24 protein-coding genes are annotated in these 23,589 nt (G+C 71.3%); 13 read left to right on the top strand and 11 right to left on the bottom strand.

Translation table 11 applies throughout. The features are described from left to right. Positions 1-20 precede the first annotated feature (20 nt). A complete protein-coding gene (locus BG482_RS22530; RefSeq protein ID WP_069770895.1) occupies positions 21-419 on the bottom strand; it encodes an LPXTG cell wall anchor domain-containing protein in 399 nt (132 codons plus the stop codon). A 148-nt stretch (positions 420-567) separates the two neighbouring features. On the opposite strand from BG482_RS22530, the gene BG482_RS22535 reads away from it, so the two are divergent. From BG482_RS22535 to BG482_RS22555, 5 genes are all read left to right on the top strand, one after another. Then, the gene (locus BG482_RS22535; protein ID WP_256096449.1) at positions 568-897 is read left to right on the top strand and encodes a hypothetical protein; all 330 of its coding nucleotides are present in this window, start codon (positions 568-570) and stop codon (positions 895-897) included. A 219-nt stretch (positions 898-1,116) separates the two neighbouring features. Then, positions 1,117-2,364: an Ig-like domain-containing protein gene (locus BG482_RS22540; protein ID WP_256096450.1), complete on the top strand. Its 1,248-nt coding sequence runs from the start codon at positions 1,117-1,119 to the stop codon at positions 2,362-2,364. Between the two features lie 154 nt (positions 2,365-2,518). After that, entirely contained in the window at positions 2,519-3,973 is a 1,455-nt protein-coding gene (locus BG482_RS22545) for an ABC transporter permease (RefSeq protein ID WP_069770898.1), read from the top strand. Between the two features lie 36 nt (positions 3,974-4,009). After that, positions 4,010-4,696: an ABC transporter ATP-binding protein gene (locus tag BG482_RS22550; protein ID WP_069770899.1), complete on the top strand. Its 687-nt coding sequence runs from the start codon at positions 4,010-4,012 to the stop codon at positions 4,694-4,696. Positions 4,697-4,832: 136 nt separating this feature from the next. After that, positions 4,833-5,633, top strand: a complete 801-nt coding sequence (locus tag BG482_RS22555; protein WP_069770900.1) for a group II truncated hemoglobin — start codon at positions 4,833-4,835, stop codon at positions 5,631-5,633. Between the two features lie 132 nt (positions 5,634-5,765). On the opposite strand, the gene BG482_RS22560 is transcribed toward BG482_RS22555, so the two are convergent. After that, positions 5,766-6,665, bottom strand: coding sequence for a helix-turn-helix domain-containing protein (locus tag BG482_RS22560; protein ID WP_069770901.1), 900 nt, complete (start codon positions 6,663-6,665; stop codon positions 5,766-5,768). A gap of 174 nt (positions 6,666-6,839) precedes the next feature. Here BG482_RS22560 and BG482_RS22565 point away from each other — a divergent pair, with 174 nt between their 5' ends. After that, a complete protein-coding gene (locus BG482_RS22565) occupies positions 6,840-7,883 on the top strand; it encodes an NAD(P)-dependent alcohol dehydrogenase (RefSeq protein ID WP_069770902.1) in 1,044 nt (347 codons plus the stop codon). Positions 7,884-8,078: 195 nt separating this feature from the next. On the opposite strand, the gene BG482_RS22570 is transcribed toward BG482_RS22565, so the two are convergent. Both BG482_RS22570 and BG482_RS22575 read right to left on the bottom strand, forming a co-directional pair. Beyond that, a complete protein-coding gene (locus BG482_RS22570; protein WP_069770903.1) occupies positions 8,079-8,888 on the bottom strand; it encodes a hypothetical protein in 810 nt (269 codons plus the stop codon). Beyond that, positions 8,885-10,045: a serine hydrolase gene (locus BG482_RS22575; protein WP_069770904.1), complete on the bottom strand. Its 1,161-nt coding sequence runs from the start codon at positions 10,043-10,045 to the stop codon at positions 8,885-8,887. Before BG482_RS22575 ends, BG482_RS22570 begins: the two co-directional genes overlap by 4 nt. 192 nt (positions 10,046-10,237) lie before the next feature. Here BG482_RS22575 and BG482_RS22580 point away from each other — a divergent pair, with 192 nt between their 5' ends. After that, positions 10,238-12,298: a restriction endonuclease gene (locus BG482_RS22580; RefSeq protein WP_176741440.1), complete on the top strand. Its 2,061-nt coding sequence runs from the start codon at positions 10,238-10,240 to the stop codon at positions 12,296-12,298. 133 nt (positions 12,299-12,431) lie between these two features. Here BG482_RS22580 and BG482_RS22585 read toward each other — a convergent pair whose 3' ends face one another. Both BG482_RS22585 and BG482_RS22590 read right to left on the bottom strand, forming a co-directional pair. Continuing rightward, a complete protein-coding gene (locus tag BG482_RS22585) occupies positions 12,432-13,349 on the bottom strand; it encodes a DUF5829 family protein (RefSeq protein WP_069770906.1) in 918 nt (305 codons plus the stop codon). Between the two features lie 165 nt (positions 13,350-13,514). Continuing rightward, on the bottom strand, positions 13,515-13,799 hold the full coding sequence (locus BG482_RS22590) for a hypothetical protein (protein WP_069770907.1): 285 nt from the start codon (positions 13,797-13,799) through the stop codon (positions 13,515-13,517). A 277-nt stretch (positions 13,800-14,076) separates the two neighbouring features. Here BG482_RS22590 and BG482_RS22595 point away from each other — a divergent pair, with 277 nt between their 5' ends. Both BG482_RS22595 and BG482_RS22600 read left to right on the top strand, forming a co-directional pair. Then, positions 14,077-14,670 carry a DUF4291 domain-containing protein gene (locus BG482_RS22595; protein ID WP_069770908.1) on the top strand — a complete coding sequence of 198 codons (594 nt, stop codon included), beginning with the start codon at positions 14,077-14,079 and terminating at the stop codon, positions 14,668-14,670. A 244-nt stretch (positions 14,671-14,914) separates the two neighbouring features. Next, positions 14,915-15,367, top strand: a complete 453-nt coding sequence (locus BG482_RS22600) for a DUF5707 domain-containing protein (protein ID WP_069770909.1) — start codon at positions 14,915-14,917, stop codon at positions 15,365-15,367. Positions 15,368-15,392: 25 nt separating this feature from the next. On the opposite strand, the gene BG482_RS22605 is transcribed toward BG482_RS22600, so the two are convergent. Beyond that, on the bottom strand, positions 15,393-16,511 hold the full coding sequence (locus BG482_RS22605) for a hypothetical protein (protein WP_069770910.1): 1,119 nt from the start codon (positions 16,509-16,511) through the stop codon (positions 15,393-15,395). A 142-nt stretch (positions 16,512-16,653) separates the two neighbouring features. Here BG482_RS22605 and BG482_RS22610 point away from each other — a divergent pair, with 142 nt between their 5' ends. Next, positions 16,654-17,808, top strand: a complete 1,155-nt coding sequence (locus BG482_RS22610; RefSeq protein WP_069770911.1) for a cystathionine gamma-synthase — start codon at positions 16,654-16,656, stop codon at positions 17,806-17,808. A 66-nt stretch (positions 17,809-17,874) separates the two neighbouring features. Here the strand turns inward: BG482_RS22610 and BG482_RS22615 are convergent, their stop codons facing one another. From BG482_RS22615 to BG482_RS22625, 3 genes are all read right to left on the bottom strand, one after another. Continuing rightward, positions 17,875-18,123, bottom strand: a complete 249-nt coding sequence (locus BG482_RS22615; protein WP_069770912.1) for a hypothetical protein — start codon at positions 18,121-18,123, stop codon at positions 17,875-17,877. Beyond that, entirely contained in the window at positions 18,120-18,704 is a 585-nt protein-coding gene (locus BG482_RS22620; protein ID WP_069770913.1) for a sigma factor-like helix-turn-helix DNA-binding protein, read from the bottom strand. The genes BG482_RS22615 and BG482_RS22620 overlap by 4 nt, the downstream gene beginning before the upstream one ends. A 132-nt stretch (positions 18,705-18,836) precedes the next feature. Then, positions 18,837-19,346: a MarR family winged helix-turn-helix transcriptional regulator gene (locus tag BG482_RS22625; RefSeq protein WP_176741441.1), complete on the bottom strand. Its 510-nt coding sequence runs from the start codon at positions 19,344-19,346 to the stop codon at positions 18,837-18,839. A gap of 163 nt (positions 19,347-19,509) precedes the next feature. Between BG482_RS22625 and ilvA the strand changes: the two genes are divergently transcribed. From ilvA to BG482_RS22640, 3 genes are all read left to right on the top strand, one after another. After that, on the top strand, positions 19,510-20,739 hold the full coding sequence (gene ilvA, locus BG482_RS22630) for a threonine ammonia-lyase (RefSeq protein WP_069770914.1): 1,230 nt from the start codon (positions 19,510-19,512) through the stop codon (positions 20,737-20,739). 224 nt (positions 20,740-20,963) lie between these two features. Next, on the top strand, positions 20,964-21,959 hold the full coding sequence (locus BG482_RS22635; protein WP_069770915.1) for an ATP-binding cassette domain-containing protein: 996 nt from the start codon (positions 20,964-20,966) through the stop codon (positions 21,957-21,959). Continuing rightward, a complete protein-coding gene (locus BG482_RS22640; RefSeq protein WP_069770916.1) occupies positions 21,956-22,819 on the top strand; it encodes an ABC transporter permease in 864 nt (287 codons plus the stop codon). Before BG482_RS22635 ends, BG482_RS22640 begins: the two co-directional genes overlap by 4 nt. Positions 22,820-22,950: 131 nt before the next feature. Here BG482_RS22640 and greA read toward each other — a convergent pair whose 3' ends face one another. Then, positions 22,951-23,451 (bottom strand): transcription elongation factor GreA, encoded by a 501-nt coding sequence (greA, locus tag BG482_RS22645; RefSeq protein WP_069770917.1) that lies wholly within the window; start codon positions 23,449-23,451, stop codon positions 22,951-22,953. Positions 23,452-23,589 lie beyond the last annotated feature (138 nt).

Below are 23,589 nucleotides of genomic sequence, written 5' to 3' on the forward strand. Positions count from 1 at the left end.
CAAAGATCAGTCAAGTTATTTCAAAAACCCAGACGTTCCCGGCGAATCGAGTAGAAAACGAAGCCCGCGCCGAGGGCGAGCAGCGTGGTCCCGCCCACGACATAGGGGGTCGTGTCGAAGCTTCCGGTGTCGGCGAGCCGGGTGCCGTCGCCGGTCGTGGTGTCGGTCGTGGTGTCGGCCGCGGTCCGGACGGCCGTCAGGGTCGACGCGTTGTCGGCGGTCGCCCGGGTCGCCCGGGTCGCGTCCGCCGCGTCGGCCGTGGTCGTCGACGCGGCTCGCGCCTGGGTCGTGACCTGCGTCGTCGTCTCCGTTCTGACCGGGGCGTCCTGGGACGCGTTGGCGGACGGGACGAACCACAGGGCGCCCAGCAGGGTCCCCGCGGCGGTGGCGGTCAGCAACGGACGGCGAGCGGATGACACGGAATATCGATCCCCTTGTGACGCTGGCGAATTGGCCGTGTGGCCCGATGCTAATGAAAGGCGCGGGTCGCGGGAAAGTTGCGGGAGCCATGAGTCGTACGCTCCGGCCATGAGCACTGAAGAGTCATCACGTTTTGTTCGGATTCGGGTGGAAATTCTCCTCGAGGTTCATGACGAGGACGCCGTGACCGCGGCCGCGCTGCGACGGCTCGCCGAGGACGAGGGGATCCCGGACGCCGAGCGCGCCCATGCCGAGGGCGCTGTGACGGAGGACACCGCGGAGGCCCTGGCCTACCTCGTCGATCCGTTCGACCTGGTCGGCGGGGTCGACGGAGTGGAGCTCCAGCAGGCCTCCTGGTCCAGCGAGCGGGTCGAGTACGACCCGGATTCGCCGGAGTGGGACCTCGACGACGATGATGTCGACGAGGATGGGGACCAGGACGACGAGTCCGACGGTGAACAGGTCGGCATCGGCTGAGCGTTGCGGGAAACCCGTGACCCCGGACGGCGACCGCCGTCCGGGGTCACGCCGTCTTAGGGGGGCGCACGAGCCGACACCCGCACCATGCGTGCCACGAACGTGGCATGCCCCACACCTTCGGAGAATGTGGAACGGGACGCACCGCTCGTAGCGTTGAAGTTTCCAAACGGGGACTCTCGGGGTTTTCAGGCAATGGCAACGATGGAGAAGCGTGTGATGACGGACAGTAGGCGGCGTCGAGGTCTGATGACCGCGTCCGCCCTGCTCGGCGGTGTTCTGGTGCTCTCTGCGTGTTCCGGCGGTGGCGACGGCGCCTCGGACGGCGGAGGCAGCTCCTCGCAGGCCAAGGCCGACGAGGCGGCGGCGCAGAAGTCCTCCGCGGCCCAGATCAAGATCACACCCGCGGACGGCTCGAACAACGCCTCCATCAACAACTCGGCGACCGTCACGGTGAGCAAGGGAACGCTCTCCGCCGTGACGATGACCACCGCCGACGGCAAGGCGGTCGAGGGCGCGCTCTCGGCCGACAAGACCAGCTGGAAGCCGAACCAGCAGCTGGAGCGCTCCACCACCTACAAGGTGGCGGCCGAGGCGAAGGACTCCGGCGGTCTGGTGGCCCACGAGAACGCCTCCTTCACCACGGTCTCCCCGGACAACAGCTTCATAGGCAACTTCACGCCGGAGGACGGTTCGACCGTCGGCGTGGGCATGCCCGTGTCGATCAACTTCAACAAGTCGATCACCGACAAGGCGGCCGTGCAGAAGGGCGTCAGCGTCACCTCCACCAGCGGTCAGGAGGTCGTCTGTCACTGGTTCTCCACCCAGCGCATGGACTGCCGTCCGAAGGACTACTGGAAGGAGAACTCCACCGTCACGCTGAAGCTCGCGCTCGACGGTGTGGAGGGCGCCAAGGGCGTCTTCGGCGTCCAGCAGAAGACGATCACCTTCAAGGTCGGCCGTAACCAGGTCTCCTACGTCGACGCGAAGACCAAGCAGATGAAGGTCACGCACAACGGCGCGGTCATCAAGACCATCCCGATCTCCGCCGGCTCGCCCGACAACAAGACGTACGAGGGCCAGATGGTGATGTCGGAGAAGTTCAAGGAGACGCGCATGAACGGCGCGACCGTGGGCTTCACCGACGACGACGGCAAGGGCGAGTACGACATCAAGGACGTCCCGCACGCCATCCGCCTCACCAACTCCGGCACCTTCGTGCACGGCAACTACTGGGGCGCGAAGTCCGTCTTCGGCTCGGTGAACACCAGCCACGGCTGCGTGGGCCTGTCCGACACCAAGGGCGCCGACGACAAGGGCACGGCGGGCTACTGGTTCTACACCAACTCGATCGTCGGCGACGTCGTGGTGGTCAAGAACACCGGCGACAAGACCGTGGCCCCGGACAACGGCCTCAACGGCTGGAACATGGACTGGGCCCAGTGGAAGGCGGGTTCGGCCGTCTGACGGGTCGTCCTGACAGTCCGTTCACAGCTTTCCGGTGCCGCCCTCCAGGGGGCGGCACCGGTGTTTTCCGGGTCCGCCACAGCCTTCTCAGGTTCTCATCGGTCTCTTATCCCGGCCTTATCCAGTCATCACGCGCCGTACCTAGCTTGCGGCCATGTTCTTCACCTACCTGAGGCGCGAACTGCGCCGCCGCAGAAGAGCGGCCCTCGTCGTCGCCTCCGGTCTCGCCCTCGGCATCGCGCTCGTCGTCGTGGTCTCCTCCGTTTCGTCCGGCATGGGGAAGGCCCAGGACGAGGTCCTGCAGTCCCTGTACGGCCTGGGCACGGACATGACCGTCACCAAGGCCGCCTCGCCCACCGCGAACGCCTCCGACCGTCCGCGCTTCCAGTTCGACGCGCAGAACGACGGCTCCGGCGCGCAGCAGAGCACCGACCGCGTCATGGTGCAGGGCTTCCAGACCCTGTCGACGGCGACCGTCGCCCAGGTCGGCAAGCAGAGCGGGGTCGCCGACGCGGTCGGCGGGCTGAGCCTGCGGGTCATCAAGATCGACGGCCAGTTCACCCGCGGCCAGTTCCAGCAGAACGGCGGCGGCGCCACGGGCGGCGGCCAGGGCGCTCGCGGCGGCCAGGAGAGCGGCGGGCCGCAGGGCGAAGTGCGGGGCGGCGGCGCGGACTTCGACGTCGACAACTACTCCGTCTACGGCGCCGACGTCGCCGAGCCCGAGCTCGGCCCGCTGACCTCCTCGAGGATCACCGGCGGCCGCACCTTCAAGGCCTCCGAGACCGACGGCAAGGTCGCCGTCGTGGACTCCGCGTACGCCAAGGAGAAGTCGCTCAAGGTCGGCTCCACGCTCACCGTCAGCGGCGTCAAGTTCTCGGTGATCGGCGTCGCCACGGCCGACAGCGGCGACGCCGCCGCCAACGTCTACATCCCGCTGGCCCAGGCCCAGACCCTCAGCGACTCGAAGAACAAGGTCACCACGATCTACGTCAAGGCGACCGACTCGAAGAAGATCGACAGCGTCAAGTCGACCATCCAGAAGAACGTCGCGGGGACGACGGTGACGACCTCCGCCGATCTCGCGGACACCGTCTCCGGCTCCCTCTCCACGGCCTCCTCCCTCGCCGCCACCGTCGGCAAGTGGCTGTCCGTCGCGGTGCTGATCGCCGCGTTCCTGGTCGCCGGCCTGCTCACCTCCTCGGCGGTCTCCCGGCGCGTCCGCGAGTTCGGCACGCTGAAGGCGCTGGGCTGGAAGTCCGGCCGCGTCACCCGGCAGGTGGTCGGCGAGGCCATGGTCAACGGCCTGCTCGGCGGGGCCCTGGGCATCGCGCTCGGCCTGGCGGGGGCGTACGCCGTGACCGCGATCAGCCCCACCCTGCAGGCCCAGTTGGGCGGTGGCGGCGGCCAGGGCGGCCCCGGCGGCTTCGGCGGGGGCGGTCGCCGGGCGGCGGCCAGGACCCTCGACGTCGCCCTGACCGCGCCGGTGAGCGTCACCACGGTGGCCGTCGCGGTGGGCCTCGCCGTGGCCGGTGGTCTGATCGCGGGTGCCTTCGGCGGCTGGCGGGCGTCGAGGCTGCGCCCGGCGGACGCGCTGCGCCGCGTCGAGTAGCCGACCCACCCCACCGAACCCAGGAGTTGCAGTCCCATGTACGAACTCAGAGGCGTCACCAAGCGCTACACCCGCGGCAAGGACACCGTCCACGCCCTCGACGGCGTCGACCTGACCGTCCCGGACGGCGACCGGCTCGTCATCCAGGGCCCCACCGGCGGCGGCAAGTCCACGCTGCTGCAGATGATCGGCGCGCTCGACCGGCCCACCGAGGGCGAGATCATCTTCGACGGCGTCGACCTGGCCAAGCTCTCCGAGGCCAGGCTGACGAAGGTGCGCAGCGAGAACATCGGCTTCGTCTTCCAGTCCTTCAACCTCATCCCGACGCTCACCGCGCAGGAGAACGTCGAGACGGCGCTCGTCCCGCTCGGCGTGAAGGGCGGGGAGCGGCGCGAGCGGGCCGCCGAGGCGCTGACGTCCGTGGGACTCGGCGAGCGCCTCGGGCATCTGCCGTCCGAGATGTCCGGCGGTCAGCAGCAGCGCGTCGCGATCGCCCGCGCGCTGGTCAAACAGCCGAAGGTGCTGCTCGCCGACGAGCCCACCGGCAACCTCGACGAGAGCATGCGCGACGAGATCATGGACGTGCTGCACGCCATGTGGAAGGAGCACGGGCTGACCTTCGTCATGGTCACCCACGACTCCGCGATCGCCCGAAAGGCCCCGCGGGTGGCGACCATCCGCAAGGGGAGGATCACGGTGAGGGAGAACGCGGCGGCTCAGTGAGCCGCCCGCGAGAGCACCCCGGGCCCGCGGTGCGGCCGCCCGCTTCGGGCAGCCGCCGCGGGCGGCTCGCTGAGCCCTGAGAGAACGCCCGCCGGAAGAGAAGCCTCCGGCGGGCCGTTCGTGCTTGCGTGGCCCCATGACGGCACCACAGACGGATCAGACGCCCACCACGCCCACCACCGTCGAGTACATCCGGTACGCCATCCCGGAGGACCGCTCGGCGGAGTTCCTGGCCGCGTACAGCCGGGCAGCACGCGAACTGGCGGCCTCCCCGCACTGCGTCGACTACGAACTCGCGCGCTGCGAGGAGGACTTCGGCCACTTCATCCTGCGCATCACCTGGACCTCGACCGAGGACCACCTGCAGGGTTTCCGCACCTCCGACCTGTTCCCGGCGTTCCTCGCGGAGATCCGCCCGTACGTCGGCGACATCGCCGAGATGCGCCACTACAAGGCCACATCCGTGCGCGGAGCCGGGTCCGCCGTGCCCACGCTGTACGAGTGGGCCGGCGGCGCGGAGGCCTTCGCCCGGCTGACCGAGGCGTTCTACGCCAAGGTGCTCCAGGACGACGTGCTCGCCCCGGTCTTCGCGGGCCTCGCCCCCGAGCACGCCGAGCACGTGGCCCTCTGGCTCGCCGAGGTCTTCGGCGGCCCGCACACCTACTCGGCGACCCAGGGCGGCCACAGCCACATGGTGGCCAAGCACTTCGGCCGCGACATCACCGAGCCCCAGCGCCGCCGCTGGGTCAACCTCATCCAGGACGCCGCCGACGAGGCCGCCCTGCCCACCGACCCCGAGTTCCGTTCGGCGTTCCTCGCCTACGTCGAGTGGGGCACCCGGCTCGCCGTGCACTTCTCGGGGCCGGACGCCAAACCGCCCGCCGAGCAGCCGGTGCCCCAGTGGGGCTGGGGCGCGGCTCCCCCCTACCGGGGCTGAGCCGGCCGGGGGCTGGGGAGCGGCGGGCGGACGGCGCGTCGCACGCCGGTGACGCGGTCGGGGCCCGGGATCGGCAACCCCCGCCACCCTCCCGACAGCCCCCTCCCGGCACCCCCCGGCGGCGCCGCACCCTCAGGCGGACGGCGTCTGGGATCCCGCCCGGGTGGCGTCGGCGCCCCAGCTCGCCAGCAGCCGCAGTGCCTCCGCCGACGCCGATCCCGGTTCCGCGTGATACGTCACCATTACCTGCTCACTGTCGTCCGACAGCCTGAACCCCTCGAAGTTCAGGGAGAGCTCGCCCACCAGCGGATGCCTCATGCGCTTCACGCCATGGCTCTTCTCCTTGACGTCGTGCGTCGCCCACAGCCGCCGGAAGTCATCGCTCTTCACCGACAGCTCGCCCACCAGCGCGGACAGCCGCGGATCGTCCGGATAGCAGCCCGCTTCCATGCGCAGGACGCAGACGATGTCGATCGCCTTCTGCTCCCAGTCCACGAAGAGATCGTGGTAATCGGGGCGCAGGAACGTCAGCCGGGCCCAGTTGCGCTCCGCCGCCGGCAGTTCACCCCAGTCGCCGAAGAGGGCCGCCGCCAGCCGGTTCCACGCGAGGATCTCCGAGCGCCGCCCGATGACGTAGGCCGGCACCGCGTCCATCGCGTCCAGCAGCTGCTGCAGCGCCGGCCGCGTCTGCGGCGACCGCGCCGTCTGCTTCTTCTTGTGCTTCGGTTTGGCGAGGTGCGTGAGGTGCGCGTGCTCGGCGTCCGTCAGCCGCAGGGCGCGGGCGATGGCGTCCAGCACCTCCGCCGACACGTTGCGCCCGTTGCCCTGCTCCAGGCGCGTGTAGTACGCCACCGAGACCCCGGCCAGCTGCGCGAGCTCCTCACGACGCAGCCCCGGCACCCTGCGGTGCCGGCCGAAGTCGGGCAGCCCCACGTCCTCCGGCTTGAGCCGGGCCCGCCGGGTGCGCAGGAACTCGCTGAGCTCGGCTCGCCGGTCCAGCGAGGCGCCGACGGGTTCGGGGCGTTCGTCCATGTCGTCCAGTATTCATGGTCGTACGCACGGCATCCTGACCCCGCCAGTGGTAGGCACGGCAGACGTACGCAGAGGTGTGACCTGGGTGAATCCCACGACGCGGGGCAGACTGGACGTCGTGTCCGGCCGGAAGGCAGGCCGGACACGACGCAACCCCCCTAGGAGAACCCCGGCATGACCACCACCGTCGCCGCGTACGCCGCCCCCGCCGCCAAGGCTCCCCTGGAGCGCACGACCATCGAACGTCGTACGGTCCGCGAGTTCGACGTTCTGATCGACATCGAGTTCGCCGGCATCTGTCACTCCGACATCCACCAGGCCAGGGAGGGCTGGGGTGAGGCGATCTTCCCGATGGTGCCCGGCCACGAGATAGCGGGCGTCGTCTCCGAGGTAGGCCCCGGCGTCACCAGGTTCGCCGTCGGCGACCGGGTGGGCGTCGGCTGCCTCGTCGACTCCTGCCGTGAGTGCGACAACTGCAAGGCCGGTCAGGAGCAGTACTGCACCGGGGGCAGCGTCGGCACCTACAACGCCGTCGGCAAGGACGGCGAGCCCACGTACGGCGGCTACGCCCAGAACATCGTGGTCGACGAGAACTTCGTCGTCCGCATCCCCGACGGCCTCGCCCTGGACGTCGCCGCGCCGCTGCTGTGCGCCGGCATCACCACGTACTCCCCGCTGAAGCGCTGGAACGCCGGCCCCGGCAAGAAGGTCGCCGTCCTCGGCATGGGCGGCCTCGGCCACATGGCGGTCAAGATCGCCCACGCGCTCGGCGCCGAGGTGACCGTCCTGTCCCAGTCACTGCGCAAGAAGGACGACGGCCTGAAGCTGGGCGCCGACCACTACTACGCCACCAGCGACGAGAAGACCTTCCAGGACCTGCGCGGCTCCTTCGACCTCATCCTCTCGACGGTCTCGGCCCCGCTGGACTTCAACGCCTACCTGTCCCTGCTGAAGGCGGAGGGCGCGCTGGTGAACGTGGGCGCCCCCGAGGAGCCGATCTCCCTCAACCTCTTCTCGGTGATCGGCGGCGGCAAGACCCTCGCCGGCTCCATGATCGGCGGCATCGCGGAGACCCAGGAGATGCTGGACTTCTGCGCCGAGCACGGCCTGGGCGCCGAGATCGAGCTGATCGCCGCGCAGGAGATCAACGACGCCTACGAGCGGGTGCTCGCCAGCGACGTCCGCTACCGGTTCGTGATCGACACCTCGACGATCTGACGGTCGCGTCCGCGTCCGCGTCTGCGTTTGCGTCCGCGTCCCCGGCAGGGCAGGGCAGGGCGGGGCGCGGAGGGCGGACCGGGCTGACGGGATCACGCAGCGCTCAGGGCCCCCGGAACGCGTTTCCGGGGGCCCTGAGCGGCGAGCGAGTCCCGGCGAGGGCCGCCGGGGCGGCGTCCGTGCCTGGCGGGCGGATCAGCGGGTGACGGCGAACGACTCCCCGTGGCCGTAGGACCGTACGACGATCCCACCGCCCGGAGCCGGACGCATGGAGTGGGCCTGCCCGAGCCCCGCCACGCGCACGCGCCCATCCGCCACCTCGACCAGGGTGTTCTCGTCGACGGCCACCCCGTGCGCGAGCCGCCCGCCGGCCACGACGGCGGCCAGCCGGCCCGACGTGCCCCACTGCGCGGCGTGCACGTCCACCCCGAAGGGCACGAGCCCCAGCCCGGGCCGTACCTCGACCTCCTCCAGGTCCTCGGCGGCGTCCGGCGGACACACCGGGACCCCGTCCACCAGCCACCCCCCGACCACCGCGTCCCGCGCCGCGACCACGGCCCCGGCGGAGAAACCGGCGTACGGGATGCCCCGCGCGGCGAGCGCCCGGCCCGCCCCACCGCCGAAAGCCTCCTGATAGGCGGGGGTCAGGCCACCGCAGACGAACACCCCGTCCACGCTCCCGGGGTCCTCGGGGTTCTCGGGGTCCTCGGGGTCCGGGGACTCCCCGGGCAACGCCCCCGCGTCGAACCGCTCTCCGACCGGCAGCAGCAGCGGCACGGGCGTACACGCTCCCGCCCGGCGCAGTGCGACGTCGTACCGGTCGAACTCCTCGGCCCCGGCGCCCTCGTCGACGAGCACGCACAGGATCCGGGGCACGGCCCCCGCGCCCCGGCGGGAACGCGCCGCCGCGGCCCGCAGGAACGGCCCGTGGACGACGCCGGCCACGGACTCGTCCCAGCCGCCGCCGACCAGGAACGCCGCCGCCCCGCCCGCCCTGCCGCTCATGGGCGCAACCCCTGCAGTCCGTCGTAGGCGGCCATCACCATCCCCATGCCCCGGGTGTCGGCCGCGGGTTCGCGCATCTGGTTCGTCACGTACGCCACCGTCATCCGCGACTCGGGCTCGATCATGACCATCGAGCCGCCCCAGCCGCCCCACCCGTAGGTGCCGCCGAAGCGGCCGTAGCCCAGGCCCCAGCTGACCGGCATGTTCAGACGACGGTCCCGGCCGCCGAACTGCTCCTCCCAGGCGCGCTCGCACCCCGCCCGGGACAGCAGCCGCACCCCGCCCACCGCCCCGCCACAGGCCGGGACCGACTGGACCAGGGCGACCGAGCGGGCGTTGCCGAAGCCGCTCGCGGCGGGGATCTGCGCCCGCCGCCAGGCCGCACTGTTGCCGTCCCGCACCCGCAGCGCGGTCGCGGCGGGCGTGGCCTGCGGAGCGGTCGACCGGTCCGTGGAGTCCGGGGCCGTCGACGCGTCCCCGGCCGCGTCGCCCGCGGCCGCGCTCGCGGTGTAGTCCTCGTCGTGGGAGGGCGGCGGGACCGCCGGGGCCACCCGGTGGTCGTGCCCGGCCGGCAGTCCCATGTGGAAGTCCGCGCCCAGCGGGCCCGCGATCTCGTCGGCGAAGAAGCCGCCCGGCGTACGGCCGGTGATCCGGCGGACGACCTCGCCGACGAGGAACCCCTGGGTGAGCGAGTGGTACCCGGCCGCGCTGCCCGGCTCCCACTGCGGCGGCTGCGCGGCCAGCCGCGCCGTTGCGGTCGGCCAGTCGTAGAGCTCCGCCACCGGCCAGACCCAGTCGGGCAGCCCCGCGGTGTGCGAGAGCACATGGCGGACCAGGACCCCCTCCTTGCCCGCCGCGGCGAACTCCGGCCAGTACCGGGCCACCGGCGCGTCCATGTCGAGCTCGCCCCGGTCCGCCAGCACCAGCGCGCACAGCGCCGTCATCGTCTTCGTGACGGACCAGACGTTGACGAGGGTGTCCCGCTGCCAGGGAATCGTGCGCTCCGTGTCGGCGAACCCGCCCCAGACGTCGACCACCGGTTCACCGTCCACGAACACGGCCACCGAGCCGCCGACGTCCCCCTCGTCCAGCAACGCGGCCAGCGCGGTGGGCACCGCGGCGAACAGTTCGTCGTACGACCCCTGAATGTCAGCCATGACGCCATCTAGCCCCCGCCGACCCACCCCGGGCAACCCAATTCCGAACCGGGCGCCGCCGGGGTCCCGTGGGGGAGACGCGCGGATAGGCGGGACGGCCATTGCTGTATAGAGTCGTCTCGTGACAATTGGTTGCGGGGGCAACCAAAATGCCTTGCGGCTGCCCCCGTCCCTGGGGAGGGCCTGCGGCACATGAGTCGTCGTTCTACCGGTTCTGTCGGCATCTGGGCCGAGATGCAACGGCAGCAGCAGCGCCAGCGGGAAGCCGAGGCCAGGCAGCGCAGACAGCAGGAACAGGAAGCGCGGGCTTATCAGCGGCGGGCCGCCCAGAGCCACCGCGAATACCGGCAGGCAGAGGCGCTGCGACGCACGCAGGAACTCGACGCGCAGGTCGCTTCGCTGCAGGGGCTGCTCGCCGCGGGCTGCCGGGCGCCGGCCTTCAGGGCCGCCTCCCTGCTGCGACCCGAGGAGGTTCAGCCCTTCGCTCCGGGACCACTGGCGCAGCCGGTACCCCTGCCGAACATCGATCACTACCAGACGCAGAGCGGCTGGACCGCGAGCCGCAGGGCCCAGGCGCAGGCCGAGGCGCAAGCACGCTTCGAGCGCGACCTGCAGGCCGCCCAGGCCGCGGAGACGCGGCGCCGGCAGCAACTGGCGTCGTACGAGCGGGAGTACCGGCAGTGGGTCGACGCTCAGCTGGCAGATGTACGGCGGCACAACGCCGGCATCGGCGCGATGACCGAAGGCGTGAGACGCCAGGATCCCGACTCCGTGGTCGAGTACTTCTCCGCCGCCCTCTACGCCTCGACGGCATGGCCGGAAGGTTTCCCACGGCAGGTGGCAGCGGCCTACGACCCGGCGGCACGGCAGCTGGTGCTGGACTGGGAGCTGCCCGGCTACGGCATCGTGCCGGAGGTCAAGGCCGTTCGGTACCTGTCCGGGGCCGACCAGGACAAGGAGACTCCCCGGCCGGCGGGTCAGCGCCGGGCTCTATACCGGGAGGTCCTCGCCCAGTGCATGCTGCTCGTGCTGCACGAGCTGTACGGCGCGGATGAGCCGGGCGCGCTCGAGTCAGTGGCTCTGAACGGGTTCGTCGACGGCCATGACCCGACGACGGGCCGGCCGGGCCAGATCGTTCTCGCGACCGTCATGGCCTCGCGCTCCTCGTTCCGTGACCTGTATCTGGCACAGGTCGAGGCGGGCAGTTGCCTGGCCGACGCACTGCGCGGCCAGCTCTCCGCGCGACCGGACCAGCTCGCACCCGTGCGGCCGGGCAGGAGGCCCCAGGACGTCGGGAACCGGGTCGTCGCGCACGGCGGCGACGAGGAACCGGACCTGTTCGCCATGGACCCGATCGCCTTCGAGGACCTCGTCGCCGACCTCTTCCGCGCCATGGGGATGCAGGCGGTGACCACCCAACGCTCCAACGACGGCGGTGTGGACGTCGACGCGCTGGATCCGACGCCGATCCGGGGCGGCAAGATCGTCGTGCAGGTGAAGCGCTACCGCAACACCGTGCCGCCCACCGCGGTACGGGACCTGTACGGAACCGTGCAGGACGCCGGCGCCAACAAGGGCGTCCTCGTGACGACGTCGGGGTTCGGCCCCGGCTCGCACGCCTTCGCCAACGGCAAACCGCTGGAACTCATATCGGGCGCCGAACTCGTCGACCTGCTGCATCGCCATGGACTGCGCGGCCGACTGGGGGAGAGCGGCCGGCGGCCTTCGGCCCGGGCGACGCCCTCGGGACCGGGCGCCCGGTTGCCCGACGACTACAACGTCCTCGGGATGTCGTGGACCGGAAGCGTCGCTCTGGACGTCTGTGCCCTCGTCTGCCGCGGCGGCCGGGTCCTCAGCGACGATCACTTCGTCTTCTTCAACAACCCGCAGACGCCGGACGGTTCCGTGCGCGCCCTTCCCGGCACCGCACCGGACAAGGCCGCGATCTGCGTCTCGTTCGACGGATTGCCCGACGAGGCCGACCGGTTCGTGCTCGTGGCCGCCATCGACCCGGACACCGACCCGGACGCCGACCTGTCGGGTTTCACCGACGCCCGCATTCGCCTCCTCGACCCGGGGCTCGCCGAGCTGGGGCGACTCGAGGTCTCCGACGGCCGGCCCGGCGAGACCGCCCTGGTGCTCGGCTCCTTCCGCCGCAGAGCGAACGGCGACTGGGACTTCGTCCTGGGCGGCAAGGGCTACCCGGGCGGCCTGGAGGAGCTCGTCCAGGACTTCGGCATCGAGGTGGAGTGAATTCCCCCGGAGCCGGAGCCGGAGCCGGAGCCGGAGCCGGAGCCGGAGCTGCCGCCCGCCCGGAGGGGCAGGCGGCAGCGGTACGGCGTCTGCGGTGTCGTGGCCGCCGACGGCAACCGCTCCGTAAGGGTCTCTACCGGGTGGCGCTGTCGGTGAACGTCCACACGGCGTGGCTGCCGGGGCCGACGGTGAGCGTCGAGCGGCCGATCCGTTCCACGTGACGGTCCTTCACGGGCCGGTTGAGCGACATCTCGACCCGCTGCAACCCCGCTTGTCCGCGCGGGACGGCGTCGAGCCGGATCGTGGTGCCGCCGCACTCCGCGACGACGCCGCCGTCCGGCAGGGTCCGGACGGCGAACCCGCCGGCCCGCAGCAGCGGCATGGTGTCGGCGAGGTCGCCCTCGGTGACCGCGAGGCGTACGGCGGTCACGTCGCGCATCAGATGGGTGCGGTAGTCGTCGGAGAGGTAGCGCTCCCGGCCGACGTCACCCGGAAAGCTCGCCGGCTCGGTGTGGCCGCGAGGATCGGCGAAGTACTCCGGCCGGTACTCCATCGCCCACGCCTGGAAGGCGTCGTACTCGGTGCTGGTGAGGAGGGCGTCGAACCACGGCACGGGCACACCGTCGCCGAAGTCCTTGGTCTGGAGGAAGTCGACGGGGGTGGCCCCCTCGCTCTTCATGCGCTCCGCGACGGTCGCCAGGTCTCCGTCCCGTTCGGTCGACAGGCCCATCCCGGCGGCGCCCAGGACGCCGTCCGGGCCGGGGAGGTCCCCGACTCCGAACAGCTCCAGGTAGGTCTCACGGCCCATCAGGTAGCGGCCGGTCCAGGTCTGTCCGCCCGTACCGGTCGTGGTGCGGACCTGGAAGTTGGCGAAGTCCCTCAGGTAGTCCGAGTGCTCGATGGCATCGGCGGTCTCCCGGTCGAGGACGCCGTAGGAGTGGTTGAAGAACAACAACTGCCGGTCGTACGAGGACCGGCTCCCCTCGGCCTGCGCCGTCCCCACCCCACCCCCGATCGCTCCGACGAGAGCCACAGCGAACACGACGATCATCTGTAATGTCCGGCGAATCAGCATGCGAGCGATCGTAGGTCGGGGCGGGTACGGCGGGAACGCATTTTGAACGAGGTCGAAATGCTTGACACGGAGCGCACGGAGAGCACGGAGCGCATGGAGCGCACGGAGGGAGGCCATCTCATGTGGCCGGTCCGAACGCTGTCAGGCGAAGGCCACCACCTCGCCGGCCATGACCTGGGGAGGGTTGGGGAGCAGCGACGCAAGGTTGTCCCGCACGAAGTGCGCGGCCCTCGAGATCGATTCGTCGACACCCGCCTGGTCCTGGAAGACGCTGGTCGAGACCATCGCTCCGTCCCCGGTGTCGATCCAGTAGTAGGCCACGAAGCCGGGGACCTGGCGCATGAGCGGCACGAACCCCTCGTTCACCAGACGTGCGGCCTCGGCCGAATCGGTCACCCCTTCGTACCGCCGGACTGCTGCGTACATCACCAAGCTCCTCACGGCGTTCTGGATCGGTCCTCCGCCGGGACGCGTACCCCCGCGACGGCCGCCCGGCCCGTGCGGCGTCCCGCAATCACCTGAAGGGCCGTCTCGCGTGATCCGTACAGCGGTCACGACCCCGGCCGCACGGCCCTGCGCACACGAGGCCCGACGCCATAGCTCGAGCGTCCGCCGAACCCTTGCCCCGTGACCGGGGAACGCCGGATTTCGGCCGGTCGAAAATCGGTGGTCGCCTGAGCCGACGGAGCCCACGCTGTACGCCATGGAAGAACCGCACCGCAGGATCCGCGCGCTCCACACGGCGTCCACGATCACCGTCTACCAGGCGTACTCCCCTGAGATAGGACTGCCCGCCATCCGGGACGGCCGCTTTCCCGCCGCGTGGAAGCCCGGCCGCATGACGTGGATCAAGCCCAGTTTCCTGTGGATGATGTACCGCTCCGGCTGGGGCACGAAGGAGGGTCAGGAGACCGTCCTCGCCGTCGAGATCACTCGCGACGGCTTCGAGTGGGCGCTGCGCCATGCCTGCCTGGCGAGTTACGTCCCCGGACTGCATGCCGATCGCGGCGCCTGGCAGCGGGACCTCAAGCGCGCACCGGCCCGTGTCCAGTGGGATCCCGAACGCGATCTGCATCTGCGTGCCCTGCCGCACCGCTCGCTGCAACTGGGGCTCTCGGGTGAGGCGTCGTCGCGTTACGCGGACGAGTGGATCGTGTCCGTCAGTGACGTGACTCCGCTCGCCGACGAGATCCACGCACTCGTCAGGGACGGTGCACCGGACGCAGCCGCCCGCCTGCTCCCCCGGGAGCAGGGATACCCCGCCGGTGAAGAGCTGCTCGCCCACCTGCGTCCCTGACCGGCTGTCCGGCGCGACGGCCGGTCCCGTGGCGCTTCCCTGGGCGTACAGCCTGAAGCGCGGCGCGGCCGGGCGGTCACCCGTTTCTCCCGGCTGCCTCGCGGGCGGCCAAGCACGGCTTACTCAGGGAGAGTTGAGTATCCGCGCTCATGCCCCGCGGTCCCTTGCGCGGCGAGTATCGGCACAGCGGCCGCAGGCGAGGAGCGCCGGCCCGAATCAGCCCAGACAGTTGCGGAGAACCCCCATGTCCCGACGTATCGCTCTTTCCGTGGCAGCCGGCGTCGTCGTGCTCGGCGGCGCGGGAGCCTTCGCTCTCGCCCACGCCGGCGAGCAGTCCCCGACGCTGGCGCACGGCACCGCCCGTTACGCCGCTCCCGACGGCGACCGTGCCGGCTCGTTGACGTTCGTCACCGACGTGACGGCGTCCTCCGGCGTCAAGAGCGTCAAGGTCCTGGCATGGCCGGAGAACTCCTCCTTCGCCGGGAAGGGGCTGACGGCCGAGGACATGGCCGACGTGGAGGCGGCCGTCTGCAGGCCTTCCGGCACGCACACCGTGCGGTGCACCTACACCGTCCCGGTCACCCGGGCCTACGCCAACGCGTCCCCGCGCGGCGCCTGGCACGTCTCCGTGCTGGCCACCGCACAGAACGGCACCACCACGCTGGACACCGAGGCGGCCGGCTTCACCGTCCGGTGACCCGCAGGCCGCCCGCCGCCCGGGGTCAGTGGGGCATCGTCGCCGGGCTGCCGCCGTTCGCCTCGTACCCGGCGACCGCCATCGCCCGGTAGACCGCGAACTCCCCGGCCGGGTCGGGGGAGAGCGTCCAGGGGAGGGCGCCGACGTGGCCGTCCACGTGGATGAGCTGGCTCATCGCCTCCGACCAGCGCTCGGAGCGCACCAGGAAGAGCACGAGCAGATGGCGTACGTGCGCCAGCATCGGGTCGTCGTGCCGGGCCGCCTGCACCGCGAACAGCGCGCCGTGCACCGCCTTGGTCACGACCTCGCTCTGGTAGAAGCTGCGGACCAGGTTCACCTCGGGGAGGTGCTCGAAGACCGCGAAGAGGGGCATCGCCGCGAGCAGGGAGCCCCGTGGGGCCCGTGCCGCCGCGGACTCCGCGAAGGCGTACGCCAGCTCGCGCGAGCCGTGCCACTTCTCGCACCAGTAGTGCAGGGCCGCCAGATGCGCCCCCATGTGCGCCGGGTCGCGGTCCAGGATGTTCAGCCAGAGCTGCTCGAACTCCGCCTGCGAGTACCGCAGACCACGAGCCACCGACAGCTCGACGATGTACGGGATCGGGTCGTCGGGGGACAGCAGCGCCGCCTGTCCGCAGGCGTCCCTCGCCTCCTCCATGATGATCCGGAAGTCGTCCGTGCCCGGCGTCGACGTCCGCCAGGCCTGCTGCACCAGGAACTCGGCGTGCACCGCCGCACCGCCCGCGTCCTTGGGCGCCTCGGTGCGCCACACCCGCAGCCACTGCCCGCCGGGGGCCTCGCTGACGCCACCCGGCCGCTGCTGCAGCTCCAGCGCCGCCGCGCCCGCGAAGGCCTGCACGCGCTGCCAGCGCAGCTCGCCCCGCGTCTCGGTGCCGGCCAGCAGCTGTTGCGCGGCCCGGTAGTCCTGCGTGTGCTGCACCACGTCCAGGACGTCGAGCAGATCAGGGTCCGGGCCGGGCATGCGGATGTCCAGCTCCTCGGTGCGCACGAAACCGTAGGTCGCCGGGTCCGCCGCGTCCGGGTGGTCCGCCGGCACCAGCCCGACGACACCGCGCCGGCGCCGTACGAGCGACAGCACCACGTAGCCGATCAAGACCAGCGACACCAGGCCCCACAGAATCTCCATGCCACAAGCGAACCAGACCGCGCCGACAATTGGCCAACCCGCCCCCCGACCCTGTGGAAAACCTCCGTCCCGGCCGGGCTCGCCCCCCTGTGCCGGGCGGCCGGCCCGCGCCGGGGCCGCGAGCGGACTACCCTCGGTGCCCATGAGCGACAGGCACATCAGTCAGCATTTCGAGACCCTCGCGATCCATGCGGGCAACACCGCCGATCCCCTCACGGGCGCGGTCGTCCCACCGATCTACCAGGTCTCGACCTACAAGCAGGACGGCGTCGGCGGCCTGCGCGGCGGTTACGAGTACAGCCGCAGCGCCAACCCGACCAGGACCGCCCTGGAGGAGAACCTCGCGGCCCTGGAGGGCGGCCGCCGGGGTCTCGCGTTCGCTTCCGGACTGGCGGCCGAGGACTGCCTGTTGCGTACGCTGCTCAGCCCCGGCGACCACGTGGTCATCCCCAACGACGCCTACGGCGGCACGTTCCGCCTCTTCGCGAAGGTCGTCGCCCGGTGGGGCGTGGAGTGGTCGGTCGCCGACACCAGCGACCCGGCCGCCGTGCGCGCCGCGATCACCCCCAAGACCAAGGCCGTGTGGGTGGAGACGCCCTCCAACCCGCTCCTCGGCATCACCGACATCGCCGCCCTGGCCCAGGTCGCCCGTGACGCGGGCGCGAAGCTCGTCGTCGACAACACCTTCGCCACGCCGTACCTGCAGCAGCCGCTGTCGCTCGGCGCGGACGTCGTCGTGCACTCCCTGACCAAGTACATGGGCGGTCACTCGGACGTCGTGGGCGGCGCGCTGATCACCGGCGACGCCCAGCTGGGCGAGGAGCTGGCGTACCACCAGAACGCGATGGGCGCGGTCGCCGGGCCCTTCGACTCCTGGCTCGTGCTGCGCGGCGCCAAGACGCTGTCGGTGCGCATGGACCGTCACAGCGAGAACGCCGGCAAGGTCGCCGACATGCTGACCCGCCACGCGCGCGTGACGCACGTGCTGTACCCGGGCCTGCCGGAGCACCCCGGGCACGAGGTCGCGGCCAAGCAGATGCGGGCCTTCGGCGGCATGATCTCCTTCCGGGTCGCCGGCGGCGAGGAAGCGGCCGTCGAGGTCTGCAACCGGGCCAAGGTGTTCACCCTCGGCGAGTCCCTGGGCGGCGTCGAGTCCCTCATCGAGCACCCGGGGCGCATGACGCACGCGTCCGTCGCCGGTTCCGCCCTGGAGGTGCCCGCCGACCTCGTCCGCCTCTCCGTGGGCATCGAGAACGTCGACGACCTCCTCCAGGACCTGCAGCAGGCCCTCGGCTAGGCCGCACGGCAGGACGGGCCGCCGGGCGGGCCCCCGGGCGGCCGGTCCTGGAGCGAGCGCCGCGGCTCACCAGTCCGTGAGCGGTGGAGTCGTCTGCGACGGCGGCTCCACCCAGGGCTGCACCACCACCGCCCAGACCACGAACGCCACGATCGCCGCGCACAGCAGCAGCCACACCAGCCGCCGGGCGATCCTGCGGCGGCGCACCATGCGGCTGCCCCGGCGCACGATCTCGAGGTGGAGTTCCGCCGGCACATGCGGGGGCGTCCGCTCCATGACCCGGCGGGCGGCGGCCTCCCGCTCGGCGCGGTTCACGAGGCGGTCGCCTTCGCCCGGGGCGCCACGGGCGGCTGCGCGCGGGGCGGGCGCAGCAAGTTCGTCGTCGCCCGGTCGCAGAGCGTGCGGACACGGTCCGCAGGCAGGCCGAGCAGGGCCGCCGTCTGCTCCTCGGCGACACCCTCGTACAGCCTGAGGACCAGCACGAGACGTTCCTGCGGGGCGAGACGGGCCAGCGCGCCGACGGCCGCCGGGCGCCGCCGGGGACGTCCCTGGGGCTGACCGCGGTTCGGGGACGGGCCACGGCCGAGCAGCGGGACGCGGCCGAGCGGCAGCACGTCGTACAGGCGCCACGCGTACTCGTGCCAGGCGCCGTGGGCGAAGCTGGTCGCCAGCTGCTCGCGGGCGCGGTTGTAGGGGTCCTCGCCGTGCAGCCGGCCCCAGCACGCGTACGTGCGCGCGAGGGCGAGGGTCAGCAGGTGACGCGCGCGCGGGTTGTCCGCGGGGGACTCCGCCGTGAGCAGTGTGGCGGCGTGCAGCAGCCGACCGCCCGCGCCCGCGACGAACGCCTCGAACTCCCTGGCCCGGCGGGTCTCCTGGGCCGCACGACTGTCCCGCACACCGAGCCTCCCGCCTGACGGCGTCCCCCTGGGCGGCCATATGCCCCGGTCTCATATGAGGCCCGGGGCGGGCTTTCGGTCAAGAGTCGCGCACCCCCGTCGGAAAGTCGCCCCTCGCGCGCGTGCCCGGTTTCAGGAGGCGGTCGGCGTGGACTCCGCACCCGGAATGCCCTGAGCGGACATCCGCGAGGACAGGGCGGTGTTGAAGCGGGTGAGGAGCGCGCAGAACGTCTCGCGCTCCTCCGGGGCCCAGTCGTCCGTCAGCTCGGCCATCAACTGCCGCCGCGAGGAACGGACTTCCTCCAGCCGCGCCTGCCCGCGCGGGGACAGCTGAAGGACCACGGCCCGCCCGTCCTCGGGGTGCGAGGTCCGCTTGACCAGACCGGTGTCCACGAGCGGAGCCACCTGTCGGGTGACCGTGGACGAGTCGATGCCCATGCTCGCCGCGAGCGCCTTGACGCCCATGGGGCCCTCTTTGTCGAGGCGGTTGAGCAGCAGGTACGCGGCGCGGTCCATGGAGTTGCGCACCTGCCCGACGCCGCCGAGCCGGGTCTGCTCGGCCCGGCGGGCGAACACCGCGACCTCGTGCTGCAACGTGTCGAGAAGACCGGTGTCACCGACTGTCGTCATGTCCATCGACATTTCAGGTGTTGTGGGCATGGCCGGAGGCTCACTTCATCAAGGGGCTGCTGGAATGGGGGACAGAGTACGCGGCTGGAAGGCGGGTCGTACCGGCGCTGCGCAAACCGATCTCGGAGGTTGGTCACAGCGGCCGTTCCCGCCTGTGAACTGCGATGCTGGTGTCATGAGCTACGGCACGGCTGACTCCTTTCGCCCCGTCACCCTCGACGACGTGCGCGGCGCCCGGAAGATGCTGGCGGGCGTGGCACGGGCGACCGCGGTGGAGGGCAGCAGGCACCTGACCCAGCTGGTCGGGGCGCCGGTGCACTTCAAGTGCGAGAACCTCCAGCGGACGGGGTCCTTCAAGCTGCGCGGGGCCTACGTGCGCATCGCCGGGCTGCTGCCGGAGGAGCGGGCGGCCGGGGTGGTCGCGGCGAGCGCGGGCAACCACGCGCAGGGCGTGGCGCTGGCGTCGTCGCTGCTGGGCGTGCGTTCCACGGTGTTCATGCCGAAGGGCGCGCCGCTGCCGAAGATCAGCGCAACCCGCGAGTACGGGGCCGAGGTGCGCCTGCACGGTCAGGTGGTCGACGAGACGCTGGCCGCGGCCCAGGAGTACGCGGCCGAGACCGGCGCGGTGTTCATCCACCCCTTCGACCACCCCGACGTCATCGCGGGGCAGGGCACGGTCGGCCTGGAGATCCTGGAGCAGTGCCCGCAGGTGCGCACGATCGTCGTCGGGATCGGCGGCGGCGGACTGGCGGCGGGCATCGCGGTCGCGGTGAAGGCGCTGCGGCCGGACGTGCGGATCGTCGGCGTGCAGGCGGCGGGGGCCGCGGCGTATCCGCCCTCGCTGGCGGCCGGGCGGCCGGTGGCGCTCGACAACCCGGCGACGATGGCCGACGGGATCAAGGTGGGCCGTCCGGGCGAGGTGCCGTTCGCCATCGTCGGCGATCTGGTGGACGAGGTCCGCACGGTCACGGAGGACGAGCTGGCCGCGGCGCTGCTGCTGTGCCTGGAGCGGGCCAAGCTGGTCGTCGAGCCGGCCGGGGCGAGCCCGGTGGCCGCGCTGCTGAGCACGCCCGACGCGTTCGAGGGCCCGGTCGTCGCGGTGCTGTCCGGGGGCAATGTCGACCCGGTGCTGATGGAGCGCGTCCTGCGGCACGGCATGGCCGCACAGGGCCGCTACCTGGCCGTACGTCTGCGGCTGACGGACCGGCCCGGCGCCCTCGCCTCGCTCCTCGGGGCGCTGTCGGGGGTCGACGCCAACATCCTGGACGTCAGCCACCTGCGCACCGACCCCCGGCTCGGGCTGACGGAGGCGGAGGTCGAACTGCACCTCGAGACGAAGGGGCCGGCGCACTGCGCCGAGGTCGGCCGGGCGCTGCGCGACGCCGGATACACCGTCATCGACTGAGGCGGCCGTGGCCCGGCCCGGCACGGCCAGCCCGGCCCGGCGCAGGTCAGGATCCTTCCGATCACTCGTTCGGGTAAGTCCATTGTGAGACGCGATACATCGCGTTATGGTGTGTCTCCTGCGCTGCTCGGCCGATTACCCCATCAGGCCGCACGAAAAGTGCAAACCTAGGCTTTCCGAAGAATCCCCGACCCCGAAGAATCCCCGACGAGGTGGAGACTCATATGCCAGGCGCCATCTACGCCGAAGGTCTGGTGAAGACCTTCGGTGACGTAAAGGCTCTGGACGGCGTCGACCTGGACGTGCCGCAGGGCACGGTCCTGGGTCTGCTCGGGCCGAACGGCGCGGGCAAGACCACCGCGGTCCGCTGTCTGACCACCCTGCTGCGCCCCGACCGGGGCCGGGCCGTGGTCGCCGGCTTCGACGTGCTGAAGCATCCCGACGAGGTGCGCCGCTCGATCGGCCTGTCCGGCCAGTTCGCCGCGGTCGACGAATACCTCACCGGTCGCGAGAACCTGCAGATGGTCGGCCGGCTCTACCAGATGAGAGCCGGCGCGGCGAAGGCCCGGGCCGCCGAGCTGCTCGACCAGTTCGACCTGGCGGACGCCGCCGACCGCACCGCCAAGACCTACTCCGGAGGCATGCGCCGCCGCCTCGACCTGGCCGCGGCCCTGGTGGTCTCGCCGCCCGTGATGTTCATGGACGAGCCGACGACCGGCCTCGACCCGCGCAACCGCCAGCTGCTGTGGGAGGTGATCAAGCGTCTGGTCTCCGGCGGCACGACGCTCCTGCTGACCACGCAGTACCTCGAAGAGGCCGACCATCTGGCGCACGACATCGCCGTCGTCGACCACGGCCGGGTCATCGCCCGAGGCACCTCCGACGAGCTCAAGGCCCGCACCGGCGGCGAGCGCGTGGAGGTCGTGGTGCACGAGCGCGAGCACATCGCCGTGGCCCGGCAGGTGCTGTCCGGCTTCGGCAAGGGCGAGACCACCGTCGAGCAGCACACCCGCAGGCTCACCGTGCCGGTGACCGGCGGCGCCAAGCTGCTCGCCGAGGTCATCCGCGAGCTCGACGCGCGCGGCATCGAGATCGACGACATAGGCCTGCGCCGCCCCACCCTCGACGACGTCTTCCTGTCCCTGACGGGACACGTGGCCGAGGCGAAGGCGGAGGAGAGCCAGGACAAGGGACAGAGCGAGAGGGAGACCGTCAGATGAGTGCCGTCACCGACGCCGCGGGCGGCGCGGCGCCCCAGTCCGCCCGCTCTCTCGGGCAGCCGATCCGGGACTCGCTGGTCGTTGCAAAACGCAACTTGATCCGCATGGCCCGAATTCCGGAAGTGGTCATTTTCGGGCTGATTCAGCCCATCATGTTCGTCGTGCTCTTCACCTATGTGTTCGGCGGTTCCATGCGGATCGGGGGCAGCACGAGCGCCACCGACTACAAGAACTTCCTCATGGCGGGCATCTTCGCGCAGACCGTCACCTTCGCCACGGCGGGCGCCGGCGCCGGCATCGCCGACGACATGCACAAGGGCCTCATCGACCGCTTCCGCTCCCTGCCCATGGCGCGCGGCGCGGTGCTCACCGGCCGCACCCTGGCCGACCTCGTCCAGACGGCGCTGACCCTGCTGGTCCTGGCGATCGTCGCGCTCCTGGTCGGCTGGCGGGTCGGTTCCGACGGCGAGACCGACGCCGGCCGGGTGCTGGGAGCCTTCGGACTGCTGCTCCTGCTCGGTTACGCGTTCACCTGGATCGGCGCCCTGATCGGCCTGAGCGTCCGCACGCCCGAGGCGGCCACCTCCGGCGGGCTGATCTGGCTCTTCCCGGTGACCTTCATCTCCAACGCGTTCGTGGACACCAGCAACATGACGCCCTGGCTGCGACACGTCGCCGAGTGGAACCCGTTCAGCGCCACCGTCCAGGCCTGCCGGGTGCTGTTCGCCAACCCCGGCCAGTCGCAGTCCGGGGCCTGGCCGATGCAGCACCCGGTCTGGGCCTCGCTGATCTACTCCGTGCTGATCATCGTGCTCTTCCGGACGCTGGCGGTACGCAAGTACCGCTCGGCGACGGCGTGAGAAGGCGACCCGTGGGGGAAGCACGGCCGGGCGCGCATGAGGGGCCCGGTACGGCGAAACCCCCCGCGCGCGAGGCGCCGGGGGCTCGTCGGGACTGCCCGGAGAGAGAAAGGTCCAGGTAGGAGGGCGGCTCAGCCGTCGTAGGGCACGGCCTTGAGGATGCGCACGGAGGCCTTCTTGCCGTTCGGCAGCTCGTACTCCGCGTCCTCGCCGACCTTGTGACCGATCACGCCGGTGCCCAGCGGGGACTGCGGCGAGTAGGTCTCGATGTCGGAGCTCGCGTACTCGCGAGAGGCGAGCAGGAAGGTCATGGTGTCGTCCTCGTCGCCGTCGAAGGCGATCGTCACGACCATGCCCGGCGCCACCGCACCGTCAGCGGAGGCCGGGGCCTCGCCGACCTTGGCGTTCTCGAGAAGCTGGGTCAGCTGGCGCACACGGAGCTCCTGCTTGCCCTGCTCCTCCTTGGCCGCGTGGTACCCACCGTTCTCGCGCAGGTCCCCCTCCTCGCGCGCGGCGGCGATCTTCTGGGCGATCTCCGTGCGCGCAGGACCAGTCAGGTACTCAAGCTCGACCTTGAGCTTGTTGTACGCCTCCTGGGTCAGCCAGGTGACGGACTCGCTGGTCTGGGTCACAGGTGCTCCTCGTCGGTACTGGGAATACAAAGCATCGCCCTACCCAGAAGCATGTTCCTCAGGTGATGGGCGAAACCACGAGCCTAACAATTCAGCGGCCGTAGGGGGAGGACATAAGCCACCAGAATTACGTCGGCG

Origin of the sequence: Streptomyces sp. LUP30, assembly GCF_001746365.1 — a bacterium.
In the GTDB taxonomy this organism is placed as follows: domain Bacteria; phylum Actinomycetota; class Actinomycetes; order Streptomycetales; family Streptomycetaceae; genus Streptomyces.

Bases quoted from the DNA above. Each gene is read 5' to 3' on its own strand.
- BG482_RS22580 (WP_176741440.1), top strand. From the start codon at position 10,238: ATGAGTCGTCGTTCTACCGGTTCTGTCGGCATCTGGGCCGAGATGCAA.
- BG482_RS22570 (WP_069770903.1), bottom strand. From the start codon at position 8,888: ATGAGCGGCAGGGCGGGCGGGGCGGCGGCGTTCCTGGTCGGCGGCGGC.
- BG482_RS22605 (WP_069770910.1), bottom strand. From the start codon at position 16,511: ATGGAGATTCTGTGGGGCCTGGTGTCGCTGGTCTTGATCGGCTACGTG.
- BG482_RS22540 (WP_256096450.1), top strand. From the start codon at position 1,117: ATGACGGACAGTAGGCGGCGTCGAGGTCTGATGACCGCGTCCGCCCTG.
- BG482_RS22610 (WP_069770911.1), top strand. From the start codon at position 16,654: ATGAGCGACAGGCACATCAGTCAGCATTTCGAGACCCTCGCGATCCAT.
- BG482_RS22545 (WP_069770898.1), top strand. From the start codon at position 2,519: ATGTTCTTCACCTACCTGAGGCGCGAACTGCGCCGCCGCAGAAGAGCG.
- BG482_RS22560 (WP_069770901.1), bottom strand. From the start codon at position 6,665: ATGGACGAACGCCCCGAACCCGTCGGCGCCTCGCTGGACCGGCGAGCC.
- BG482_RS22575 (WP_069770904.1), bottom strand. From the start codon at position 10,045: ATGGCTGACATTCAGGGGTCGTACGACGAACTGTTCGCCGCGGTGCCC.
- BG482_RS22625 (WP_176741441.1), bottom strand. From the start codon at position 19,346: ATGTCGATGGACATGACGACAGTCGGTGACACCGGTCTTCTCGACACG.
- BG482_RS22585 (WP_069770906.1), bottom strand. From the start codon at position 13,349: ATGATCGTCGTGTTCGCTGTGGCTCTCGTCGGAGCGATCGGGGGTGGG.
- BG482_RS22590 (WP_069770907.1), bottom strand. From the start codon at position 13,799: ATGTACGCAGCAGTCCGGCGGTACGAAGGGGTGACCGATTCGGCCGAG.
- ilvA (WP_069770914.1), top strand. From the start codon at position 19,510: ATGAGCTACGGCACGGCTGACTCCTTTCGCCCCGTCACCCTCGACGAC.
- BG482_RS22565 (WP_069770902.1), top strand. From the start codon at position 6,840: ATGACCACCACCGTCGCCGCGTACGCCGCCCCCGCCGCCAAGGCTCCC.
- BG482_RS22595 (WP_069770908.1), top strand. From the start codon at position 14,077: ATGGAAGAACCGCACCGCAGGATCCGCGCGCTCCACACGGCGTCCACG.
- BG482_RS22640 (WP_069770916.1), top strand. From the start codon at position 21,956: ATGAGTGCCGTCACCGACGCCGCGGGCGGCGCGGCGCCCCAGTCCGCC.
- BG482_RS22635 (WP_069770915.1), top strand. From the start codon at position 20,964: ATGCCAGGCGCCATCTACGCCGAAGGTCTGGTGAAGACCTTCGGTGAC.
- BG482_RS22600 (WP_069770909.1), top strand. From the start codon at position 14,915: ATGTCCCGACGTATCGCTCTTTCCGTGGCAGCCGGCGTCGTCGTGCTC.
- BG482_RS22555 (WP_069770900.1), top strand. From the start codon at position 4,833: ATGACGGCACCACAGACGGATCAGACGCCCACCACGCCCACCACCGTC.
- BG482_RS22550 (WP_069770899.1), top strand. From the start codon at position 4,010: ATGTACGAACTCAGAGGCGTCACCAAGCGCTACACCCGCGGCAAGGAC.